This window comes from Okeania sp. SIO2C2 (assembly GCF_010692625.1).
Lineage (GTDB): Bacteria > Cyanobacteriota > Cyanobacteriia > Cyanobacteriales > Microcoleaceae > Okeania > Okeania hirsuta.
In genome coordinates, this window is the sequence record NZ_JAAHGM010000014.1 from 1 (window position 1) to 24,394 (window position 24,394).

Below are 24,394 nucleotides of genomic sequence, written 5' to 3' on the forward strand. Positions count from 1 at the left end.
AATGCGCTAGTTGATTAGCTTGACAATTTAACTGGTGATAAGTTAATTGTCGGTCTTCAAATACTACCGCCACTGCATCCGGTGTTCTTTCTACTTGTTCTTCAAACAACTGATGAATGCACTTATCCTTGGGATATTCAGCTTGAGTATTATTCCATTCCACTAATAACTGATGAAGTTCAGCTTCAGTCAACAACGGCAGTTGCGCAATAGAAGTTTCTGGATTAGCAACAATTCCCTCTAATAAACTCATCAAATGTCCGATCGCCCGTTCAATAGTTGTGACATCAAATAAATCGGTATTATACTCGATCGCCGCGCTCATTCCCTCTGGTCGTTCCTCTAAATTAAAAGTGAGGTCAAACTTTGAGCTGCCCGAATCTACCTCGAACTGGCTGACTTTCCATCCCAACTTATCATCAGTTAAAGGTGGTTGAAACACAAACATTACTTGAAAAAGGGGATTTTGGCTGACGTGGCGATCGGGATGAACAGCATTGACAACCTGCTCAAACGGCACATCTTGATTGGCGTAAGCAGATAAAATGACATTTCGGACTCGCTTTAACAGCTCTCGAAAACTGGGATTCCCACTGAGGTCGCTCCGCAAAACTAAAGTATTGAGAAAGTCTCCCATGACTCCTTGCAATTCCGGTCGGTTGCGTTGGGAGGTGACAGTACCAATGACAATATCTTCTTGAGACGAATAGCGATAAAGAAGAATATTAATTGCCGTCGCTAGGGTCATAAATAATGTGACACCTTCTTTGCGACTTATAGTTTTCAGCTTTTCAGTTAAATCTTTTGGGAGTATAAAACAAACCCGCGAACCTGCAAAAGTAGTTTCTGGCGTATGGGGACGATCGCTAGGAAGTTGCAGTTGGGGTAAATTTTCCAGTTGTTTCACCCAGTAAGCAAGCTGATTGGAAATCATTTCTCCCTGTAACCACTGTCGCTGCCCAACTGCAAAGTCTGCATATTGGATAGTTAACTCTGCTAGAGGTGACGGTAAGTCTTGACAAAATGCAGTATAAATGGTTTCCAATTCCGGCAAAAATATACTGGTGAGAGATTCTCCATCCACCACAATATGATGCACAGCCAAGTAGAGCCGATAATCTGTTTCCGCAAGCTGAATCAGAGTGGCTCGCAGCAAGGAGTTTTTGGCTAGATCAAAAGGATCACGAAGTTGTTCGGTGGCAATTCGCAACGCTTGAGTTTCTCCTTCTGTTTTTGACAAGGAGCGCAAATCAACGACGGGTAAAGTCAAAGCTGATGGCGGATGAATCTCCTGAACTGGCTGTCCGTTGACGACTCTAAATGTAGTTCGTAGAATTTCGTGACGGCGGATCAGTTCTGTCAAACTTTTTGATAATGCCTGAATATTAATATCCCCACCGAAATCAATGGTAAAAGTTTCGTTGTAGATCGGTTCCGAGGGAGCTAATTGGGAGAGAAACCACAATTGTTCTTGACCAAAGGATAAAGGAATGGTTTGTTCTCGTGAAATTGGTTCCAGGGATGGCAAAGGATTCGCTCGCTCTTCTTGAGCTACCTGGGTAACAATTTTGGCTAATTCTGCTACTGTAGGACACTCGAATAAGCAATTTAGCGGTAATTCTACCCCGAAGCGATCGCGCATTCGTGCCATGATTTTGGTAGCTAACAGCGAATGTCCCCCTAATTCAATAAAGTTATCGCGAACTCCAACGGGAGAAATATTGAGAACTTCTGACCAGATTTCAGCCAGTTGCAACTCCACCTGATTGCGCGGGGCAACAAAATTGCTTTCATCGGTGAAATTGTAAGGTTCGGGATCGGGTAAAGCACGGCGATCGATTTTTCCATTCGGAGTTAAAGGTAAGGCATCCAAGAAGACAAAAGCACTGGGAATCATATAATCGGGTAACTGAGTATTAATAAACTCTCGTAGTTCGTTAATACTTAGTTGAGATTTACCGGAAACTATATAAGCCACCAGACGTTTATCTCCAGGAGTATCTTCTCGTGCAATCACCACACCTTGCTCGACTTGGAGATGTTTTTCTAAAACGTTTTCAATTTCCCCAATTTCAATGCGGAAACCACGAATTTTGACTTGATTATCAATGCGTCCTAAATACTCAATATTCCCATCGGGTAAATAACGAGCTAAGTCCCCAGTTTTGTACATCCGCGCACCCGCTTTAAACGGATTGCTCAAAAAGCGTTCCGTATTGAGATCGGGGCGATTTAGGTATCCTGCGCCAACACCCTCTCCGCCAATATAAAGTTCCCCCACCACACCAACAGGTAACAATTGAAGAGATTCGCTTAAAATGAAATGCTCAACATTAAAGATAGGTCGTCCGATGGGTATTGCTTTTCCCAAAAAGGATGCTGGATCTTCTAACCGATAAGCAGTAGATACATCGGTACATTCTGTTGGACCATAACTGTTGATAATTTGGGCTTGAAAATCAACTGACTGTAACAAACTCCAGAGTCGTGATACGGAAATCGGTTCACCTCCTAAAACGACATAGCGCAATGATTGTAAGTTTAGGAAGTTCGATTCGTTTTCTAATTCAACGAGGGGATAAAATACGCTAGGGGCGCAATTAATCCAGGTGATTTTATGCCGTTCTATGAGTTTACTAACTAACTGAGTATCGTAATAGGGCGATGGTAATAAGTGCAATTGCCCTCCCACAATAAGTGAGGCATAAAAGTTCTTCTGGGTTAAATCAAAACTAACAGAAGAGATAATCATAACGCGATCGCTATTTGTAAATTCTAAATCTGTGCTGAACCAATTGACTAGGTTAGTAAATCCTCGATGATAAACTCCAGCACCTTTTGGTTTACCAGTGGAACCGGAAGTGTAAATGATATAAATTAAGTTATCTGGCGTTACTCCACTGATTGGATTTTCTTCACTTTCAGTTGCAATAACATCCCAATCTGAATCTAAAGCAATCACTCGCCCTGGGTACTCAGGTAAAGTAATTTTTAAATGACTCTGAGTCAATAAAACCTGAACTTGGGAATTTTCCAACATATAGGAAATCCGCTCACTGGGATAAGTTGGGTCAATGGGGATGTAAGCACCACCAGCTTTCAGAATACCCAGTAATCCTACTATCATCTCAAGAGAACGTTCTACACAAATCCCTACCAAAGATTCTGGTTTAATCCCCAACTTTTGCAAATAACGAGCTAATTGATTCGCCCGACTATTCAATTCCCGATAAGTTAATTGTCGGTCTTCAAATACCACTGCCACTGCATCGGGTGTTTTTTCCACCTGTTCCTCAAATAACTGATGGATGCACTTATGGGGATAATTAACAGCCGTATCATTCCACTCCACTAATAACTGATGACGTTCAGTTTCAGTCAACAAAGGCAATTGAGCAATGGAAGTTTCCGGATGAGCAACAATTCCCTCTAGTAAAGTCATCAAATGTCTGATCGCCCGTTCAATACTTGCAGCATCAAACAAATCGGTATTGTACTCGATCGCCCCGATCATTCCCTCTGGTCGTTCCTCTAAATTAAAAGTGAGGTCAAACTTTGAGCAACCCGAATCTACCTCTAACTGGCTGACCTTCCATCCCAACTTTTGAGAAGGCAGAAGGCAGGAGGCAGAAGGCAGAAGGTTCCCTTCAGTCGGGGATTCTGACCCCGAATGAACGGGAGCCACTGAACGGAAGTTCAGTGGGGGTTTGAAACCCTTGCTCCCTTTTGTCGCCAGAAGGCTCGTGCCTTTCTCCTGCGGAGACGCTACGCGAACGGAATCGGGATTTATCCCGAATGCTTCCTGCTCTCTGCCTTCTGCCTTTCTTTGATCATCAGTTAAAGGCGGCTGAAGTACAAACATTACCTGAAACAGGGGATTTTTGCTGACCTGGCGATCGGGATGAACAGCATTGACTACCTGCTCAAACGGCACATCTTGATTGGCGTAAGCAGATAAAATGACATTTCGGACTCGCTTTAACAATTCTAGGAAACTGGGATTCCCACTAAGGTCACTACGCACAACTAAAGTATTAAGAAAGTCTCCCATGACCCCAAGTAACTCCGGTCGGTTGCGTTGGGAGGTGACAGTGCCAATAACAATATCTTCTTGGGACGAATAGCGATAAAGCAGGACCTTGATGGCTGCCGTTAGGGTCATAAATAAAGTGACACCTTCTTTGCGACTTATAGCTTTGAGCTTTTCGGTTAAATCTTTTGAGAGTGTAAAACAAACCCGCGAACCGGCAAAAGTGGTTTCTGGGGTGTGGGGACGGTCTGTGGGAAGTTGCAACTGAGGTGAATTTTCCAGTTTTTTCTCCCAGTAGGCAAGCTGATGGGAGAGAACTTCTCCCTGTAACCGCTGGCGTTGCCAAACCGCAAAATCAGCATACTGTATAGTTAATTCTGGCAGAGGTGAGGGTAAACCTTGAGAGAATGCCGTATAAATAATTTCTAATTCTTGTACTATTTTGCTCAATGATTCGCCATCTATCAGAATATGATGAATAGCGAAGTAGAGTCGATAGCTGTCTGAAGTAAGCTGAATTAGAGTCGCTCGCAGCAAGGGGCCTCGATTGAGGTCAAATCTTTGACGAAGCTGTTCGGTGGCGATACGCAGTGCTTCTCTTTCTCGTACGGTTTCTGACCATTGCCGCAAATCGACTATTGGTAAAGTAAATGTAGATGGTGGCTGAATTTTCTGGCAGGGTTGACCATTAACCAGTGGATAGGTAGTTCGCAGAATTTCGTGGCGGCGGATCAGTTCCGTTAAACTTTTTTCCAAGGCAGTCCTGATGAAAAAATTTTCACCACCATTGATGAAAATCAATCTCTCCGTGTCTCCGTGTCCCCCCGTCTCCGCGTCTCCATGTCCCCCCGTCTCCGCGTCTCCATGTCCCCCCGTCCCCGCGTCTCCATGTCCCCCCGTCTCCGCATCTCCGTGTCCCCCCGTCCCCGCGTCTATTTCCAAGGCCGGAATATCAATATCTCCACCTAAATGAATGGTCAAGCTTTCATTGTATACTGGTTCTTCTGGCGTTAACTGATTAAGAAACCACAGTTGTTCTTGCGCAAAAGATAAAGGAATGGTTTGCTCTCGTGAAATCGGTTGTAGGGGTGGTACAATAGTTAAACCTCCTTCCTGAAGAACCTCCTTGGCTAACTCAGCAACTGTGGGACACTCAAATAAGCGATTCAAGGGTAATTCTACTTGGAGACGTGCGCGCACTAACCCAATAATTTTGGTGGCTAACAAGGAATGTCCACCTAACTCAATAAATTTGTCATGGATTCCGATCGCAGATATACCGAGAACTTCTGACCAGATTTGCGCTAGTTGCTGTTCCATTGCATCCCGGGGGGCAACAAAACGGGTTTCCTGAACTAAGTTTGAAGCCCCAAGAACAGGTAAAGCACGGCGATTAAGTTTACCACTAGGTGTCAAGGGTAAAGCTTCTAGCATCACAAAACTGCCAGGCACCATGTAGTCTGGTAACTTCTGTTTCAGAAAGTGGCGCAGTTCAACTGAAGTCAGGATTTTACCTTTTTGTGGGCAAACATAAGCAACTAAGCGCTGATCCCCTGCTTGGTGTTCTCGAACAATCACCGCAACCTGCCGGAGATCAGGGTGTTGGGCAAGTGCGGCTTCAATGTCTCCGAGTTCAATCCGCAATCCTCTAATCTTAACTTGATGGTCGAGACGACCAATATATTCAATATTGCCATCAGGTAAGTAACGACCTAAATCACCAGTCTTGTAGAGTCGGGTCCCTGGTCGATCGCTAAAAGGGTGATCAATAAACTTCTGTGCCGTTAGCTCAGGGCGGTTGAGATAACCGATCCCTACCCCCACTCCGCCAATATGTATTTCTCCCGATTCACCGATGGGAACAGGTTGCAGCTCGGAGTCGAGGATATAAATCTGAGTATTGGCAATGGGGCGACCTATAGGAACACTAGTCCTATTGCCCTCTGGTTGACATTTCCAAAAGGTAACATCAATAGCTGCTTCTGTAGGACCGTAAAGATTATGTAATTCTGCCTCCAGACGAGCAAAAAATCGCTGCTTGGTGGCAACGGGCAACACTTCCCCACTACAAATCACGCGCTTGATCGAGTTGCATTGGTCTAAGGTAGGATCTTCCAGAAATATTTGCAGCATTGATGGGACAAAGTGCAATGTGGTAATCGATTCCTGGATAATGAGGCCAACCAAATAAGCAGTGTCTTTATGACCATCTGGTCGAGCCACTATTAATCTTGCCCCAGCTAACAATGGCCAGAAAAATTCCCAAATTGATACATCAAAACTAAATGGGGTCTTTTGAAGAACTCGATCTGAGTCGGTCAATTGATAAGTATCTTGCATCCAGAGCAAGCGATTGACAATTCCACGATGAGAGTTCATCGCTCCTTTGGGTTTTCCAGTTGAGCCTGATGTGTAGAGAGTATAAGCTAAATTTTCACTATTGACCTTGCTGAGTGGATTTTTCTGAGATTTTTGAGCAAAGTTTGACCAATCACTATCCAAGTAAATGAGGCGAGCATGATTGTCAGGCAATGTTGGAGCTGAGGTCTTACTCGTCAAAACCACTGACACTTGAGAATCAGAGAACATATAGGCTAAACGTTCTTGAGGATAGCCCGGATCGAAGGGAATATAAGCTCCCCCAGCCTTGAGAATGGCCAAAAGACTTATAACCATCTCTAGCGATCGCTCAAGGCAAATTCCTACTAATACGTTTGGACCTATCCCCAGATGCTGCAAGTAATGAGCTAGTTGATTGGCTTTTTGATTTAAGCCTTCATAAGTTAGTTGGTTCTCTTCAAACACAACAGCTACAGAATTCGGAGTTTGTTCTACTTGCGCTTCAAACAATTGATGCAGACAAATATCTGGAGGGTAATCTACGGCAGTCTTGTTCCACTCTCTTAAAAACTTATAATTTTCTTGATATTGACTCAATCCCATAGACCCTGGTTTTTATTGTTAAAATAGCAATATTCTTTTGAGATTATAATGGACTTTGAGTTTTTTACCGAATAATTAATTAAGATTTAATGCCTCTCCTTTAAAGGATAAAAAATAAGTCAAAAGTAAGAAATAAGAAATAAGAAATAAGAAGTAAGAAGAAAATTATAGTGGTCAATAGGGGTCAAGGATTCAGCAAGTATTTATGCTTAATATTTAACTGATAATTTGACTCCCGATCAAGGTAAATTAAGATAATTTATTTGAAGAAGGAGACAGGAGACAGGATACAGGAGACAGGAGGAAAATTACATGGGGATTCTCACCCCAAGTAATTTTGAACACCGTGTAGACGGTGGGGTATTAAACCCACAAAGAAAATGATAATATAAATACCTAAGCAAGCTACGGATTTTATACTAATTTTTATGTTAAAAATTGAAGTGCGGAATGTGGGTTTTAAGCTTCATTTTTCAGCGCTTGGTCAACCGTTTTACCGCAATTATGAATCATTTATCAACACAATTAAAACAGATAAACAGTTTCAAAATCTTACCCATATTGTTTTTTCTAGGATATTTTCTACAGAACCCCAAGAGGACTGATTTATGTTATCTAAATATACTTATCAAAATAATATGGGTTTAAAACCCCGCCTTGACTGGCGAAATATTTTTGGAGCGAAGCTCAAATCCCCGTTACAAAAATAACTTCTGACTTCTGACTTCTAACTTCGTTAAACTCTAGCCCAATATCACTATGGAAACATTTAAAAATAGCCTAGCTTTTTATGTTAACATGAAAAGCACATTACCTCTAGGGATATAACTAAATCTATATTCATATCGGGCAATTTAATTTATTTAGAGGTTGAATAAAATAAATCTTGACATATCGTTATATATTGTGATGTATTGTTGACAACAACCAGAGCAATTATTACAATCATACATAAATAAAATAGACAATATATATTCTTTCAGATTCTTAGTAGCCCAATTAACTAATCAGAGTTAGTTGTTCTGGCAATTAGCCAACTTTTAAATCTGTTTGAGAAGTCAAAGTATTAGTCTATTTTTTTTAGAAAAAATAGTTTTTAATCAAAAAGTGTTTCAGTCCGGAATGCTGTTTGCGGAGCATTCCGGTACGGAAAATGCTAATAGTTAGTTAAACCATATCGAGTCATAATTATGGCAAATAAACCAGAAACAAAACAAGCCTACGAAGCTAAAATCAAAGCTCAAATTGATAAACTTAATGCTCAAATTGATGAAATGAAAGCCAAAGCAAAACAAGCTAAAGCTGATGCTGCAATTAATTATCACAAAAAGATAGAAGAATTGTCTACTAAGCGTGATGCAGTCAAAACCAAATTTCAGGAACTACAAAACTCAAGCGAACAAGCATGGGGAGATGTAAAAGTTGGTTTTGAAAAGGCTTGGAATGATTTGCACAACGCCTTTGATAGTGCAGTTTCTAAGTTTAAATAACTGATATTTAGCTACAACTAATTACAGAGTATTTTTGACTACCCCCAGGACTAAAGTCACGGGGATTTTTAATGTGGCGTTGGTGAATCAAGCTATGAAACCTAAATTTCGCCAAATATAAAATGCTTTTCAGTTAATAGTTAGATAATTGCCATTAAAGCACAGTTATAGCCACGCATCACCAACGCTTTTAATGTATATGTTAAATTAATTTAACATTTAATAGAGTTAGAAATAAGGAACAGAAAATATACTTGAATACTGAGCATATAATATAGTAGTGGAAGGAACAGTTAAGACAGTTCAAAAGTTTAAAACTCAGACAAAGTAAGACTTTTCCTTCTTTCTTCCTTCTTCTATAAATAATACAAAACAAGTATAGCAATGAGCGCTGGTATATTTACAAATTGCAGGAGGGGTCAAATAGCTAAAATCTTATATTATCGGCAATTTATTCCCCCTTCCGGAGCTATTGCTTTCCGGAGCTGTTGCCTGCGCACAGCGCTATAATTTTTCCTACCCACTTAATTAATTACTAAAAGTTGAAAACTCCTGAGTTAAAACCCAGGAGAATAAAAATGACATATTTGCAAACCTCCCAATCTATTCGGTGGAGAATTAAACTATTTAACAGCATTACTTATTAGTTGTATAGGTGCATCTCTCCAGAGTTGGTCTAATCTATTAGCTGGCATCGTTAAGTACAAAACATCACCAGAATTCAGAGTCGCATTTAGCAATTCCCAACCATGAATTTCTTTACCGTTGCTTTCTATATACAAAGGTACAAAATCAGCACTGCTAGCTGCTTGTTGAACAATTTTTCCACAAAAAGGATGTCCCGGTGTAATTAAAGTGGCTAACGCTACCCACAAACTATCTGTTGTAATCCCATTACCAAGAATTCTACCGCCGATAGCTGCTGCTGCAAAAGCAGGGGAAGCTAATTCTGTGGGACTAAGTACAGACTCAAACTCAAAAACCTGTTGCACCATTAGAGCTAAGTGCGGGTCTTGACTTCTCACCACAACTGTGATTTTAGGAACAAGTCCCTTGGCACTCAGAGCAATTTCTAAATTAACAATATCATTACCAGTTACAGCTAAAAGTGCTTCAGCTTTTTCAATATTGGCAACTTCTAGAGTCGTAGATAAACTGGCATCTCCCTCAATTACAGGAATTTTCATAGACCTGGCAGTACTGAGAAATCTACAGCTAGGGTTACGCTCTACCACTACTACTTCATACCCACTACCAATCAGTTGCTCGGCAATATGTAAACCAATGCCACCAAACCCACAGATAATATAATGCTGTTTTAGTGGTATGCGGGCAGCATCCCAATACTCTTGGAAGCGAGTACCTAATACAAAATCATTCAGCAGCGCATAACAAATACCGACGATCGCCGTTCCTACAAGCATCATTATCGAAGTAAATACTTTGATACTGCCTGGTGCTTGTTCGGCTATTTTTTCATTTCCCCCTGCTCCTGTAATCATCCCAACTGTAAAGTAGAGAGAATCAACAAAGCTGTTATTCAGATTTATGCTAATATAAGTAATAGTGCAGAATAACACAGTTACTAAAAGAGCCAAGTTGAGAATTACTGCTGATTTACTGTGTCGCTGAAATTGCCTGAGTCTGCCAAATATCTTGAATAAGTAATAAACTAAATTTTGTCTGCGAGTTCGCAGCTTTGGTTTGCTAGAAATAATCAGACGATCTCCTACCTGTAACTCCCGCTCTTCTACTACAGCAGAGACTAAATCTATTGGATCTGCCACTGGTATATAGTAGATCAACATTAGAGAGCGGTCGTCCCACAAAGAACTCAGTTTACGACCTTTCCAAGGATGATTATGACCGATTAATTCTTCTCGCATTGGCCAGGTCTGATTGTATATGTGTAACTGGCCAATAGCATGATTTCCTAAAGCTGCAAAAGCAAACACTGGAGCTGCTAAAGCTGACACACTCATTGTTGTATGATCGGTTAGAGTGTGGTCTAAGCGATCGCCCAAACTTGTATTAAATAGGCGATTGATAATCCGAATTTTCGGATTGAGAATTCTTGCTAACATTAAGACGGCCAAATTAACAGACTCATCTTTCCCTGCTAAAACCAGAGTATGAGCGCTTTGAATGCCTGCTGCCAATAAGGTAGATGCTGAACGAAAGTTGCCGACAATAATCTCTGTACCCTCTCCACGGAGTGGGCGATCGCTTATACCTACAACTGTTGCACCCTGCTGTCTTAATAAACGGAATACTTTGTAGCCGGTACGACCCAAGCCACAGACTATTATTCTAGGTTTCATTAGATCGGGAAACTTATTAAAGTAATGTTAAGAAGTCATCTTTTAGTTTGTACTATAAACTATCATTTATTATTTATACTAAAAAAAATGTAACTTACAACACTGTTTTTTTGCTAATATTTATCTTTGATTTTTGTCAATAGTCATTCTTTTTATTGATTTATCTTGATTTTTTGACACAAAAATTAATGTTTTTTTTTAATTTTTATCAATCATTCAATTTTGACAATCATTCTTTTTAGTTAGTGAGTTACAAAAATTAGTTTAAATTCAGCTATTTTTCAAACTAATCAATCTCCCTAATAATTCATATTCTAACAAAAAAAGAACAAATATGTCAAAGCAATATTGATTTTTCATCGAGAAAAAATTTTTTTTGAATGATTATATTTTTTGAAGAATATAGTGTATAATTACTATCAAAATTATGCACATGATTGAAAGTATATAAGTAGCTGATATAAAGCCTTTTTATGTTACTTACAAAATATTCTGGAAAAAGGCAATAGAAGCTAATAATTCAAAATTGCTATCTGAAATCTATTTTCAGTATAGAGGTAGCAAAACTTATTGTTTAATCTAACTTTTAGTTTCTAGAAATTTAGATAAATAACTATAGATTTAATACACTTTATTTTACTATTTCTCAATTCTGGAGAAATAGACTTAGATCCTCTCTTTATTCTTGACAACCTTGATTTAGGTAAAACTTGTAAATTAACTACAGATACTGATGATACTGATGATTTAAAGAGTAAGTTTGCAGATAATTACTGAATACATATTCTCCTATAGCTAAAAACAAAGTATTTTTCTATCGGTAATTATCCAAGCATGATATAAAAACAAATAATTGAGAAATTTTAGACTTTCAAAAGTAATTAGATATGTAGGTTTGAATTATAAATATAACTGCAGTATAGTATAGATTGTCATGACCACAGTTAAAGATATTAGTGAACAAGGACTTTTAAAGGTATTACACCGTTTTTGCCCCACAGAAGTTGTTGGGGATGATGCTGCTATTGTGCCAATTCAACCCCACAAATCATTAGTAGTTACAACAGATACACTCGTTGATGGAGTACATTTTAGCGATCGCACCACTTCCCCTGAAGATGTCGGTTGGCGTAGCGCTGCTGCCAACTTATCCGACCTCGCAGCAATGGGTGCATTCCCTATTGGTATTACGATCGCACTCGGTCTCACTGGCGATACTCCCGTTACTTGGGTTGAAAAACTTTACCAAGGAATTTCTGAATGTCTACAACCATATAATACTCCTATAGTCGGTGGAGACATTGTGCGATCGCCTATCCGTACTATCTCAATTACTGCTTTCGGACAAATTGAACCTTCACAAACTATTCTGCGCTCAAACTGTCAACCCCAAAATGCGATCGTTGCTACTGGAGTACATGGAGCATCAAAAGCAGGGTTAGAATTATTACTGCATCCAGAACTAGGTGAATTTCTCACAGAAGCAGAACGTTCTTCCCTAATTTTAGCTCATCAACGTCCTCGACCAAGGCTCGATCTTTTAACAAATTTATGGAATTGCTTATCTTTAAATAGTTCTAATAGTGTAGAGAAGAACCAAAACTCGGTCTTAGTAGGAGGAATGGACAGTAGTGATGGGCTAGCAGATGCGATCGTTCAGATGTGTCAAGCATCTCAGGTCGGAGCTAAGATCGATCGCAATCAAATTCCCATTCCTTCTTCTTTAACTAAACTTGTCTCACCCGAACAAGCATTAAAGTGGGCACTCTATGGAGGAGAAGATTTCGAGCTAGTATTATGCTTACCTCCAATTTGTGGCCAAGAATTAGTCAAAAAAATTGGAGTCGGTGCAGCCATAGTAGGTACAACCACAGACGACACCGACATCTTATTAATAGATAGCCAAGGAATTTACCCAAACGAGCAACTTACACTTAGCCAAACATTTCAACATTTTTGAAAAAATTATTTATCTTGGGTTTTTAACTCAATTGCCAGAGAGTGAAAACTCAGACACACTAAGCAGGCCACTTCTGTGCCACAACTTCAGCCAAGTCTACAACACGCTGACTATAACCCCATTCATTATCATACCAAGCAATAACTTTCACCATATCACCACCCATAACCATTGTCAGACTAGCATCTACAATAGAAGATGAATCATGACCACGAAAATCACAAGAAACTAAAGGCAGATCGCAGTATTCAATAATACCCTTCATTGGTCCATTAGCAGCTTCTTGTATAACTTCGTTAACTTGTTCAGTAAAAGTATTTTTCTCAACTTGAGCTACAAGGTCAACAACAGAAACGTTAGGAGTAGGTACCCGCATAGCAATACCATTTAACTTACCTTTCATTTCTGGAATTACCAGAGCTACTGCTTTAGCTGCACCTGTAGAAGTTGGCACAATATTTACAGCCGCTGCTCTGGCCCGCCGTACATCTCTGTGACTAGCATCCAAAATACGTTGGTCCCCAGTGTAACTATGAGTTGTAGTCATTGTACCTTTAATAATGCCAAAGTTGTCATTTATCACTTTGACCACTGGAGCTAGACAGTTAGTTGTACAACTAGCATTACTGACAATATCGTAATCATCATGCTCATAATCTTGATGATTAACACCTACCACGAAAGTACCAACTTTTCCACCTTTACCAGGAGCAGTAATTAAAACCTTTTTTGCCCCAGCTTGTAAATGCTTTGAGGCTCCTTCTTCAGTTACAAATACACCTGTAGCCTCAATAATTAGATCGATATTCCAGTCTGCCCATGGTAAATTTAAAGGATTACGGTCAGATACACACTTAATTGTTTTACCATTAACTGTGATGGAATTTTCATCCGCACTAATATCTACACCCTTTAATGTGCCCAACATTGAATCGTACTTTAGTAGGTGAGCATTGGTTTTGGGGTCGGAAGTATCATTGATAGCAATAACATCAAGTTGGCTATCTGTACGAGTGAGCCAGCAACGTAAAAAATTTCGTCCAATCCGTCCAAAACCATTTATAGCAACTCTAATCACTTTTTACCTCCTAACAACAGCAATAATCATGTATAATTAAAGTTTTTGACAGTTTTAAATACTGAATTAATCCAGTTTCAGTGTTAACTAGCTATCAGCGCTTCAGCATTTTCCGTACCGGAATGCTCCGCAAACAGCTATCAGCTTTTTGACCTTGGGTTTATACTCCGGCAACTAATGCGCCGGATGGTTGAGTCGGGGTTGAAATCCTCGACTAGGGCGTAAAAAAACTCCTAATGCTGACCGCTGACTGCTGACTGCTGACTGCTGACTGCTATTTAATTGAGCCAGGCCCCGTGCTGCCCCACTGGGTGCTTTTTGGTAGTTCCAGATATTGATTTCAGGCTTAAACTCTACCTTACCTTCATCTCAGATCCCTAACTTTTTCAGAAGTGATATGAATTTTAGATAAGGAGAGCTTAAAAGAAAATTAATCTTGACCATTATCATACAGCAAAATGGTAATTTAATAATTTTTTTGTAGGTTAATTACGATCCCTGCCATTAATCGAGTTAGCTATGGCATTAAATTTAAGTTTTTGTTCACAGCTTGTTGTATAAAGGAACCTATGTGGATGGGGTATAGAACTTGTGAGGATTTTTTTGTCAAAAGTCAAAAACATAAAAGTCAAAAGTCAATATTGAAGTAGAAAAATTTTTCTGCTCCACTAATCAGTCCTGAGACAGTTTAAGTAGTAAGGAAATATAGAAGCGAATAAAAAACTTTTGTTAAATAGTTTTATAGTAAGTTATTCATAACAAATTTTGTTGGCTCAATAGTCTATGCTTGAGTGCTAACTATATGGGTGATTTTTACCAAAACATTGCTTCTAAATTTAAGTAAGTCAGAATTAGTAACTCATTAGTTATTGGACAACAAGTTACTGACTAACAACTAATGCTTGAATAGCAATCTAAACTGTGAATGATAATTCATAATTTATTTTGTCTAGTTAGGTTCTATAAATACTTATTCTTTTGTAAAAAATCCTGATAATTTATCCTTGATTAATTTTTCGAGGTATATCCGGAAAAAGACTGGCCAGTGGGTAAAGATTTGATAGAAAACAAACTCCATTACAAGTACAAGTAATAGAGCTGATTAACTAAACTAACCAGTATTTTTGGTAAATTACTGCTAGACTCTATCTAAAAAAAAAAAATCCTGGTATGATATCGCGTGTTACGGGCGCAGTGTGGTGTATAAGGAGTAATTAATGTCTATATATGTTGATTTCAGTGGTAGGCCGTTTCATTTTATTGGTATTGGAGGCATCGGAATGTCAGCTTTGGCTTACATTTTAGCCAAACGCAATTTACCAACTTATGGATCGGATCTCAAATCAAGCCATATAACAAAGCGTTTGCAAGCAATAGGAACCCATATATTTTGGGATCAAGATGCTAAAAATTTAGAATTATTTCAACATTTTTCTCAAGAGAAAAATGTATCTCCGTCAAACGACTCAAACTTAAATTTATCCCCTATCGATCTCTGTCTAAATACAGAAGGATTAATGACGGAAAAACACAATAGTAGGATGGAGGATAACCAAGAAATTTCTCAACTTCCACAAGTAATTTGTTCAACAGCAATTAATACAACAAACTCTGAGTATAAAGCTGCAATTGCACTAGGATGTCCCATTTTACATCGCTCGGATCTATTAGCAGCTCTAATTCAAGAATATCAAAGCATAGCTGTAGCAGGAACTCATGGCAAAACTACAACTAGCAGTCTCATCGGATTTATGCTTCTAGAAACTGGTTTAGACCCCACTATTGTTATTGGTGGAGAAGTAGATGCTTGGGAAGGTAATGCTCGTTTAGGTAACAGTACTTATCTAGTCGCAGAAGCAGATGAATCAGATGGGTCTCTGGTTAAATTGTCTGCACACATTGGTGTAGTAACAAATATTGAATTAGACCATCCAGATCATTATAAAAGTTTAGAACAGGTAGTCGAAACTTTCAAGGTATTTAAAGAAAATTGTCAAACTTTGGTAGGTTGTATAGATTGTTCTACAGTCAAAAACTTCCTCCAGCCAACTATTAGCTATAGTCTTAACTCAGATAATAATGCAGATTATACAGTCGATTGTGTAGATTATCAATCTAATTTTACCTTAGCTCGTGTTTGGGAGCGAGGCCAAATTCTGGGAGAGTTACAGTTGGGGTTATTGGGTAAACATAACTTAAGTAATGCTTTAGCTGCTGTAGCAGTAGGCAGGTTACTAGGTTTAGAATTTCCTGCTATTGCTATGGCGATCGCTAAATTTGAAGGTGCTCATCGTCGATTTGAACATCGCGGAGAGTGCAATGGTATTGTATTCATTGATGACTATGCTCATCATCCTAGTGAAGTTAGCGTAACTTTAGCTGCAGCTCGCTTACGAAAAAACAGTCAAAAAGTGACTACAAAATCTCACATATCTACAACAAGTTTATCTTTGACAAAACAAAATAACTCATCACCGATCCAAAGAGTTGTTGCTATATTCCAACCTCATCGTCATAGTCGTACTCAAGCTTTTGTTTCAGAGTTTGCTAAGTCATTTAATGATGCTGATATGGTAATTGTTACTGATATCTACAGTGCAGGAGAATCGCCATTGGGTAAAATTACTGGCCAACAAGTAGCGGAAGCAATTTCTGGTTATCATCAACAGGTTTACTATCAAGCATCTTTAGAATCAGTAAGTAGATTTTTAAATGAAGTCTTAAGACCAGGAGATTTGGCAATATTTCTCGGTGCTGGCAACCTCAATAAAATTATTCCAGAGGTTATGGCATATTATCAAAAACCTCACTATCAGGTTGTATCTATTGAAACAGCTTATATATAGGAACATTCAGTTGAGTTAGCTAACTCTTAAACAATATCTTTATCTTTAAAATTACGATAATTCAAGTATTAGTTATGACAATGACTCTCCCTTATAACATAGCTAGTTCAGCTCAAAGGCCACAATATAAACCTATTCCACTACTGGGAACAGATTGTGTAATTAGGTCTAATGTTCCTTTAGCTCCTCTGACTTCTTTCCGAGTTGGAGGACCTGCTGAATGGTATGTCACACCAAAAAAATTAGATCAATTACAAGCAAGTTTTCAGTTTGCTCACTCTGAAGGACTACCAATTACTTTGCTAGGAGCAGGTTCCAATATGTTAGTGAGCGATCGTGGTTTATCGGGGTTGGTGATTAGTAGTCGCAACCTCCGTCACATTAACTTTGAACAGGAAACAGGTCTTCTCACTGTAGGTGCTGGTGAATCATTACCACGTATTGCTTGGAAGGCAGCTAGAATGGGTTGGCAAGGTTTGGAGTGGGTTGTCGGTATCCCTGGTACTGTTGGTGGTGCTGTGGTAATGAATGCTGGGGCACAAGGAAAATGTATAGCTGATATATTAGTTAATGCCCATGTTATGTTGCCTGATGGTCGGATAGAAATTCTGTCTCCTCAAGATTTGGAATACAGCTATCGCCATTCTAGGCTACAAGGTAAGTCTATTTTGGTGGCTCAAGCTACTTTTCAGTTACAATCAGGGGAAAGTCCTGCTTTAGTGACAGCTATCACTTCTGAAAATTTTAACAAGCGCAAGACTAGCCAACCTTATCATTTACCAAGTTGTGGTAGTGTTTTTCGCAATCCTGGGCCACAAGCTGCTGGTTGGTTAATTGAACAAACTGGTCTTAAGGGTTATCAAATAGGTATGGCCCAGGTAGCTCACCGTCATGCAAACTTTATTCTTAATTGTGGGGGAGCTACGGCTAACGATATTTTCCAATTGATATATCATGTTCAAGAACAGGTGGAAAAGCAATGGTCTTTTTTATTAAAACCAGAGGTAAAAATGATCGGAGATTTTTCAGGAGCAGCAACTTTATAATACCAGTACACTTAACCTGTGCTTCTAGCTAGTTAAACAATCTAGTTAAGTGCAAATTAGGTACACAAAACGGATAAATCAACTTTAAATACTGAGTTTTTCTGTTAATTATTCAGATTTCTAACTACAAGTAAATTACTATCAGGTTTCAATTAGTAATAGTCACTAAAATTGGTATGATTTTCAGATTCCCCACCTTCTGAATTAATTACTATATTTTAGGAAGTCGATGGTCTATAAACAGCTTTTAACTAATATTATTACCAATTATGGTATTGGGAAATCTTGAATAAATTAGGGCTTGAAATGGCAGGTTCGTCAAATTATTAATTTAATTAGGTACTAAAAATCTATTGCAGTGTTATGATTTTTATGTAAAGATGCCATGATATTATATATAAGGTAGGTGCGCATTTTGATCGGCTCCTACTAAAGCACAAAATCTAACTAGATTCTGTATAAATATATTGAGAATCTAGAAGAATTAAAATATGTGCTGCATAAATTATTAGAGACCTAATAATTTAATGGCAACAAACAAATAACAAATAAGACTTACCATAGAAGAGTAATAATTATGTCACAATCAGGAAAAGGCTTTGGCTTCGGGTTAGGTAAAATGAAAGAACTAACAGAGGCTTTTAAAAAAGCTCAACAGGTTCAAGAAGGAGCTAAACAACTTCAAGAAGATCTCGATAAATTAGAGGTTGAAGGGGTAGCAGGTGGTGGTTTAGTCAAGGTTTTTTTGAGTGGAAACCAAGAACCACGGCGAGTCGAAATTTCACCTGATGCACTAGGAGAAGGGGCAGAAGTAATTTCTGAATTGGTGACAGTAGCAATGCAAGACGCTTATAGTAAGTCTACTGCTACTATGCGCGAGCGCATGGAAGATTTGACAGGTGGTTTAAATATACCTGGACTTTCATAAAGTCAGAAGTCAGAAGTCAGAAGTCAGAACTCAGAAGCCAGAACTCAGAAGTCAGAAGTTGTTTTTGTAACGGGTATTTGAGCAAGCCTCCAAAAACATTTTGCCTTAAAAGGCGGGGTTACGCGACCCAATTATTTTGATAATTTAAGTCTTAATAGCTAGGGCAGGTTTAAGTTAAGAACCAATGTATCGTAGACTAATAACTAACCTGTATCCTAGTCTTAATCATATTTATAAAATTGTCATTTCAGTTAGTCTCCTCCGGAGGGACTTCGGACTTCAGTACCTCTAGCTGTTTGCGCAGCATTCCGTAGGAAAACCTTATTTAAAACCTAAAAAAATAACGGGAGGAAGTTAGCCAGGCGGATTTATCCCCTGGTTGAATAACGACACGCGGGTTTCAACCCGGAGTAAAAGCCTGGTATACTAGAAATAGCAAGTAAGAACAAGGTTTGTCGCCCCCAAAGACCGCGCTTTGCGGTGAAATTCCGGCGGACAGGAGACGGGGACTTGATTTCCTACGACGGCTGTTAGCTCCGCATTCGGCACCGAAAAGCAAGCAGGCAGCTAAAGCAGCGAGAAGATTGCTCCAACCAGTGCGAGTCAAACCACTCGTGAAAGCTAACAAAAAAAAGTAAACTCACAGCTAGATTTCGGTCTATGCCGAGGAGTTTAGGAGTCTGTTGACAGGCTTAAGCAAATGTGGATTTATCCCATTTGCGGTAGATTTACTACAGAATCCAGGGTGTTTCAACCCCTGGAGATGTCAAATAAGGAATATTCTCTTTCTTTTAGTCGATTGGATATGGCGTTAGCGGAGCGGCTCTGCAAGAGCGGGTCTCCTCCCCATGCCACCCTTCGGGAAGCTGCGCTAACGACCGTTTTTTATACCCTTAAAAAGGGAGGCTTGAAACAAAAATTTTTCTTTCAGAAGACTACTGCTAAAGTAATTATTTCAATCATTTAGATAAATTTTTATGATTAATTAATCAGGCTTGATATTAGCGATAAAAAACTTTCTTATCCTCTTCCTTCTTCCTTCTTGCTTTTTCCTTTTTCCTTCTTCAAGATTACCTATTTTTGATTAATTTATGGAATATAAATTATTATTTGTTTGTCTTGGTAATATCTGCCGTTCTCCATCAGCAGAAAATATCATGAATCATCTAATAGAAAAAGCTAATTTGAGCGGTCGTATAGTTTGTGATTCTGCTGGTACAGGAGGCTATCATATAGGTAGTCCACCTGATTCTAGGATGACTTATGCAGCTAAGATGCGAGGAATTACCCTTAAAGGTGCAGCTCGTAAATTTCAAGTAGAAGATTTTGATGATTTTGACTTAATCTTAACAATGGATAAGGATAATTATCGGGATGTACTACGCTTAGATACTGCTGGTAAGTATCAGGATAAAGTCAAATTAATGTGTGGCTTTTGTAGGTATTTTGATGTGCAGGAAGTTCCCGATCCCTATTATGGTGGTCAGGATGGATTTGACTATGTGATTGAAATACTTTTAGATGCTTGTGAGGGACTGTTAGAGTATATTATTAATCAAAAAAAATAGCTATGGATGAACGCCTAATTATATCATGTCCGCATAATTAGTGATCAAAAAATTTTCTCCTTTTCCTCCTCTTTCTTCTTCTTTCTTTGCTCCTGACTCCTGTACGTCACCAATCGGACGGCTCCCCTGCCTGAGTCCTGGGGACTCCGTAGTTTATTTATAAGTATTCAACCGGACGTGGTATTACTCTGAATTTTTTGCCAAAAACTGGGAGGGTGACATAAAACGCGAAAAAGCTGATTTGACAATGTTTGCAGCTGTTGTTCCTCTCTGATAATTGAGTCGATGCCTCAGACAATTGGTCATCACTTCTTCTACTTCTTCTGCAAAAATTTCTCAAGAATTCAGCCAAGCTTGACCTATATTTCCTGTATAAAAATGGCTGTGTCGTCGGTATTTTCTTTTAGTTTCAGTCCGGCGATTCACATAATCAACTACTCCTTTTTTAGTAATTCTTTCTCCTGCAATTAGGCATTGAAAATAAGCTAAAGTAATTAATAATTTTATCGCAATTAATCGTTCTCCTTGGACTTAATTTTCTTCCAGGTTATAGGCTCCTTTCTTAAAATCTCTGAACATTTATTCGATGCCCATTCGTTTTTGGTAAGCTATTATTGGAGCATTTAATTCAGCAAAATTTGTGAGAATAAACCAGGCTTCTTTTACTGTACTACCTTAATATTTTCCTTTCCATTTACCGACAACATTCACTATTCCAAACCCGCGAGCTTTAGTTATTTTTACTCCTTGTAACTACATAGAAATACCCGGTTTTATTCCTAATTCTTTCAGAGCTATCCACAATTATTTTTCTGTTTATATGTATAAGCTTTTTTTTAATCTCAAGCAAAAATACGTCTTTTTTTGACCTTTTAACCATTCAGCTAGTTCCATGCTACAAAATTATCGGTCTCCTAAAATTACTTTTCTATAATCTGAAAACCGCTATAATACTCTCAATAATACTTTTTGTTGCTCTGAGAAGTTGCTGTTACCTTTTTTGTCTAAGTTGGTGATGTAAATTGGTATGCTACGACGGTGATCAACCAGGCTGATAACTAACAAATTTACCACGCCCCATTGAGTTCTATCTATAACTAAATGTAACAGTTCGCTTTCTTTAAAATTCTGATTAATCCAATCCTTTATAACCGGAAACCATAAAGTTTCAAACTTCATTCGTTCTCAAGATAAAAACCTTTGTAAACCCCGGCGACGACTCTCAAATTTAATATATTTTGGTACTTGATTAGCCAAAGTTTCCAAACGCACCCATCTATCTTCTTGAAGTAGGGCAATTAAAATTTTTAACATGACCCAGATATTCCAGGTTAATTGATTTTCTATGTGTTTGTGGTAGAGTGAGGGTAGTTTATTCATTATTATTAAATCAGCCTTGTTAACAATATCTAGGCTCATCTTTTTCTATCATGTTTTGGTCAATCCTTTATTTTGAAGGCTTTTTAACCCTTTTGTCGCCCCCCCAGGCCAAAAATCAACTAAAACTAACTAAATTTAAAATTAATTATTCAAGTAATTTTCCATAGTAAAACGAACTAATTCAGCTCGATTATTGGTATTGGTTTTTCTAAATAAACTGCTGACATATTTTTCAACAGTTCTATGGCTTAAATGTAGGCGATCGCCAATCTGAACATTAGAAAGACCATTAACTAAAAGACTCAAAACTTGTTGTTCTCGCTCAGTCAAACTAATCTGAGCATTAGTAATAACTGACTGAGATACTGCCTCTGAATAATGTGATTTGGATAGCTTTTCTGTCTGAGGACATTGGTTAAATGTAGGTGAAACTTGGGCAATAAGAGCAGACCGCTCCAACAAAGACCGAACTATTGCTCCTAACTCTGGTAATTCAAAAGGTTTTGGTAAATAAATATCACACCCCAAGTTATAGCCTTTTACTCGTTCTTCTGTACTTGTACGAGCAGTTAAAAAAATCACAGGCAATAAACGAAAAATTGGACGCGACCGAACTTGTCGTATCAGGTCATAACCATCCATTTCTGGCATAACAATATCAGTAATAATCAGATGGGGCTGAGATTTCTCTAATAAATCTAAAGCTTGTTGACCATTTTCAGCTTTGATTACCAAGTAACCAGAAATCTCCAGGTAATCACCAACACACAAACGAGTTCCCAAATCATCATCAACTACAAGAATTGTTAAGGGCATTGTTTAATGGGAATAGGGGAACAAATAAACATTGGGAGTAGGGAAATACCCAGACTATTAGTAACTAAATTTTTGTGCTTGTGAAGTTATCTCCTAGTGACATTCTCATGGTGCTGAACCTGGATGTACGGCGTAGACTTCCCAAGATTATAATTATGTGGGTTGCTGTCCAACGCAACTTATTATCTTAGGTCAGAAAGCACCCACAAACTTACTTTACAGGCTATTTCCGGGTCCCAGAGTCCTTGAGTTACTATATTCTCTAGTCCATGAGTAAAAACTATATCTGTTGCTGCACAATCTGGATGAGTCCAATAACCAACCCTAATGCTCTAGGCCAAATTAATACCTATAATACTTAATACTACTGATAGCTTACAGCTAAATTAACTGGTTGCCCAAGATTTCCATGAAAAACAATATTCTGTTGGTTAGCTGCCAAATGGCGCAAAATCTTATAGATGATTTCTATTTTGTCATCAGCACCTACTTTTTGGGCAATTTCTTCTAAAGACAGGGGAGAAACCTCTTGCTTGAGGACATTTACTACCTGTTGTTGTAACTCTAGCACTGTGGCCGCAGCTTTTTTACCTGCTTCTACTCCTGGTTGGTGATAGGCATTAATATTAACTAGAGAGCCATAAAAACTCACAGCTCTCTCATAAAGAGCAATTAAAGCTCCTACATTTTTAGGATTAACTTTCGGTATTGTAACTGTAATAGAATCTCGCTGATTTTCATAAAGTGCTTGTCTAGTACCTTGTAGAAAACCAGATAAGTAGTCACCAGAGGTTACTCCTGGTTCTACTTCAGGAGAAATACCTTGACGGTCTTCTAGAACTTCGATAAAGGTAAGAAAGAAATTAGGTACACCATCACGCAACTGTTGTACATAAGCGTGTTGGTCTGTGGAACCTTTATTACCATAAACTGCAATACCTTGGTTGACTATATTACCATCTAGGTCTTTTTCTTTGCCTAAAGATTCCATGACCAACTGCTGTAAATAACGGCTGAACATTAGCAGACTGTCTTTGTAGGGGAGAACTACCATATCTTTTTCCCCTCGTCCGTTACCTACCGCATACCAACTCAAAGCTAATAAAGCAGAGGGGTTGCCTTTAATATCATGTTTGCGAGTGGCTATGTCCATTTCTTTTGCCCCATCTAACATAGCCTGGATGTCAATTCCTTGCAATGCTGCTGGTAGTAAACCAACGGAGGATAATTCAGAAGTACGTCCCCCTACCCAGTCTGCCATGGGGGTAATATTTAGCCATCCTTCAGATTTGGCAATTTTACCTAGTTTACTATCGGGGGTGGTAGTTGCGACGGCGTGGGAAGCAAAGTCTAGATTTTGAGCAGCATAAGCTGCTTTGACTTCTATCATTCCGTTGCGAGGTTCTGGGGTGCCGCCTGACTTGGAGATGACTATGACTAGGGTACTGTTGAGGCGACCCTTCAATTTGTAGAGTACGCGGTCAATACCTGCAGGATCGGTATTGTCGATGAAATGTATTTGCATTGGTGGGTCATTGGGACTCAGAGCTTCGGCTACAAATTGAGGACCGAGAGCTGAACCACCGATACCAATGGAGAGAATATCTGTAAATTTGGGGGCATTGGGAGGTTTAATTTCTCCACTATGGACTTTCTTGGCAAAAGTCTCAATCTGTTCGATAGTCTGGACAATTTCTTGTTGGATTTCGGGGGTGGGCGCAAGTTCCGGCGCTCTCAGCCAGTAGTGGCCAACCATCCGGTTTTCGTCTGGGTTGGCGATCGCTCCTTTTTCTAATTGCTCTATATCTTGGAAAGCTTTTTCAAATTTTGGCTTGATTGTTTCTAGAAAAGAATTGTCAAATTTAATGCGACTTATATCAACATAAAATTTTAATCCTTCATGGTAATAAAGCCAGTTAATATAGCGTTGCCAGAGTGCTTTTGATTCCATAAAAATTACTGTATTTTTTGTTTTTTTTAGTCTGCTA

The 24,394-nt window shown here is 38.8% G+C and carries 13 protein-coding genes; 6 read left to right on the forward strand and 7 right to left on the reverse strand.

Going from position 1 to position 24,394, the window contains the following annotated elements:
- A partial coding sequence (locus tag F6K18_RS13765; RefSeq protein ID WP_287521567.1) for a non-ribosomal peptide synthetase occupies window positions 1-6,973 on the reverse strand: 6,973 nt, incomplete at its 3' end.
- Window positions 6,974-8,163: 1,190 nt separating this feature from the next.
- Here F6K18_RS13765 and F6K18_RS13770 point away from each other — a divergent pair.
- A complete protein-coding gene (locus tag F6K18_RS13770; RefSeq protein ID WP_124143570.1) occupies window positions 8,164-8,463 on the forward strand; it encodes a hypothetical protein in 300 nt (99 codons plus the stop codon).
- A gap of 623 nt (window positions 8,464-9,086) precedes the next feature.
- On the opposite strand, the gene F6K18_RS13775 is transcribed toward F6K18_RS13770, so the two are convergent.
- A complete protein-coding gene (locus F6K18_RS13775; RefSeq protein WP_287275667.1) occupies window positions 9,087-10,784 on the reverse strand; it encodes a TrkA family potassium uptake protein in 1,698 nt (565 codons plus the stop codon).
- 934 nt (window positions 10,785-11,718) lie between these two features.
- Here F6K18_RS13775 and thiL point away from each other — a divergent pair.
- Window positions 11,719-12,744 (forward strand): thiamine-phosphate kinase, encoded by a 1,026-nt coding sequence (gene thiL / locus F6K18_RS13780; protein ID WP_287521568.1) that lies wholly within the window; start codon window positions 11,719-11,721, stop codon window positions 12,742-12,744.
- A 58-nt stretch (window positions 12,745-12,802) separates the two neighbouring features.
- On the opposite strand, the gene F6K18_RS13785 is transcribed toward thiL, so the two are convergent.
- The gene (locus F6K18_RS13785) at window positions 12,803-13,822 is read right to left on the reverse strand and encodes a type I glyceraldehyde-3-phosphate dehydrogenase (RefSeq protein ID WP_287521570.1); all 1,020 of its coding nucleotides are present in this window, start codon (window positions 13,820-13,822) and stop codon (window positions 12,803-12,805) included.
- A 1,217-nt stretch (window positions 13,823-15,039) separates the two neighbouring features.
- Between F6K18_RS13785 and murC the strand changes: the two genes are divergently transcribed.
- The 4 genes from murC to F6K18_RS13805 all read left to right on the forward strand — a co-directional run bounded on the left by murC (window position 15,040) and on the right by F6K18_RS13805 (window position 20,210).
- On the forward strand, window positions 15,040-16,668 hold the full coding sequence (gene murC / locus F6K18_RS13790) for a UDP-N-acetylmuramate--L-alanine ligase (protein WP_287521572.1): 1,629 nt from the start codon (window positions 15,040-15,042) through the stop codon (window positions 16,666-16,668).
- 74 nt (window positions 16,669-16,742) lie between these two features.
- Complete coding sequence (gene murB / locus F6K18_RS13795; RefSeq protein WP_287521574.1) at window positions 16,743-17,714, forward strand: UDP-N-acetylmuramate dehydrogenase; 972 nt, start codon at window positions 16,743-16,745, stop codon at window positions 17,712-17,714.
- A 577-nt stretch (window positions 17,715-18,291) separates the two neighbouring features.
- The gene (locus tag F6K18_RS13800) at window positions 18,292-18,642 is read left to right on the forward strand and encodes a YbaB/EbfC family nucleoid-associated protein (RefSeq protein ID WP_287521576.1); all 351 of its coding nucleotides are present in this window, start codon (window positions 18,292-18,294) and stop codon (window positions 18,640-18,642) included.
- A gap of 1,091 nt (window positions 18,643-19,733) precedes the next feature.
- Entirely contained in the window at window positions 19,734-20,210 is a 477-nt protein-coding gene (locus F6K18_RS13805) for a low molecular weight protein-tyrosine-phosphatase (protein ID WP_287521578.1), read from the forward strand.
- Window positions 20,211-21,155: 945 nt separating this feature from the next.
- On the opposite strand, the gene F6K18_RS13810 is transcribed toward F6K18_RS13805, so the two are convergent.
- The 4 genes from F6K18_RS13810 to F6K18_RS13825 all read right to left on the reverse strand — a co-directional run bounded on the left by F6K18_RS13810 (window position 21,156) and on the right by F6K18_RS13825 (window position 24,357).
- Window positions 21,156-21,389, reverse strand: a complete 234-nt coding sequence (locus F6K18_RS13810) for a hypothetical protein (RefSeq protein ID WP_287521580.1) — start codon at window positions 21,387-21,389, stop codon at window positions 21,156-21,158.
- A 6-nt stretch (window positions 21,390-21,395) separates the two neighbouring features.
- Window positions 21,396-21,590: a hypothetical protein gene (locus F6K18_RS13815; RefSeq protein WP_287521582.1), complete on the reverse strand. Its 195-nt coding sequence runs from the start codon at window positions 21,588-21,590 to the stop codon at window positions 21,396-21,398.
- Between the two features lie 141 nt (window positions 21,591-21,731).
- Window positions 21,732-22,406: a response regulator transcription factor gene (locus F6K18_RS13820; protein WP_287521584.1), complete on the reverse strand. Its 675-nt coding sequence runs from the start codon at window positions 22,404-22,406 to the stop codon at window positions 21,732-21,734.
- Window positions 22,407-22,770: 364 nt separating this feature from the next.
- On the reverse strand, window positions 22,771-24,357 hold the full coding sequence (locus F6K18_RS13825) for a glucose-6-phosphate isomerase (RefSeq protein ID WP_287521586.1): 1,587 nt from the start codon (window positions 24,355-24,357) through the stop codon (window positions 22,771-22,773).
- Window positions 24,358-24,394 lie beyond the last annotated feature (37 nt).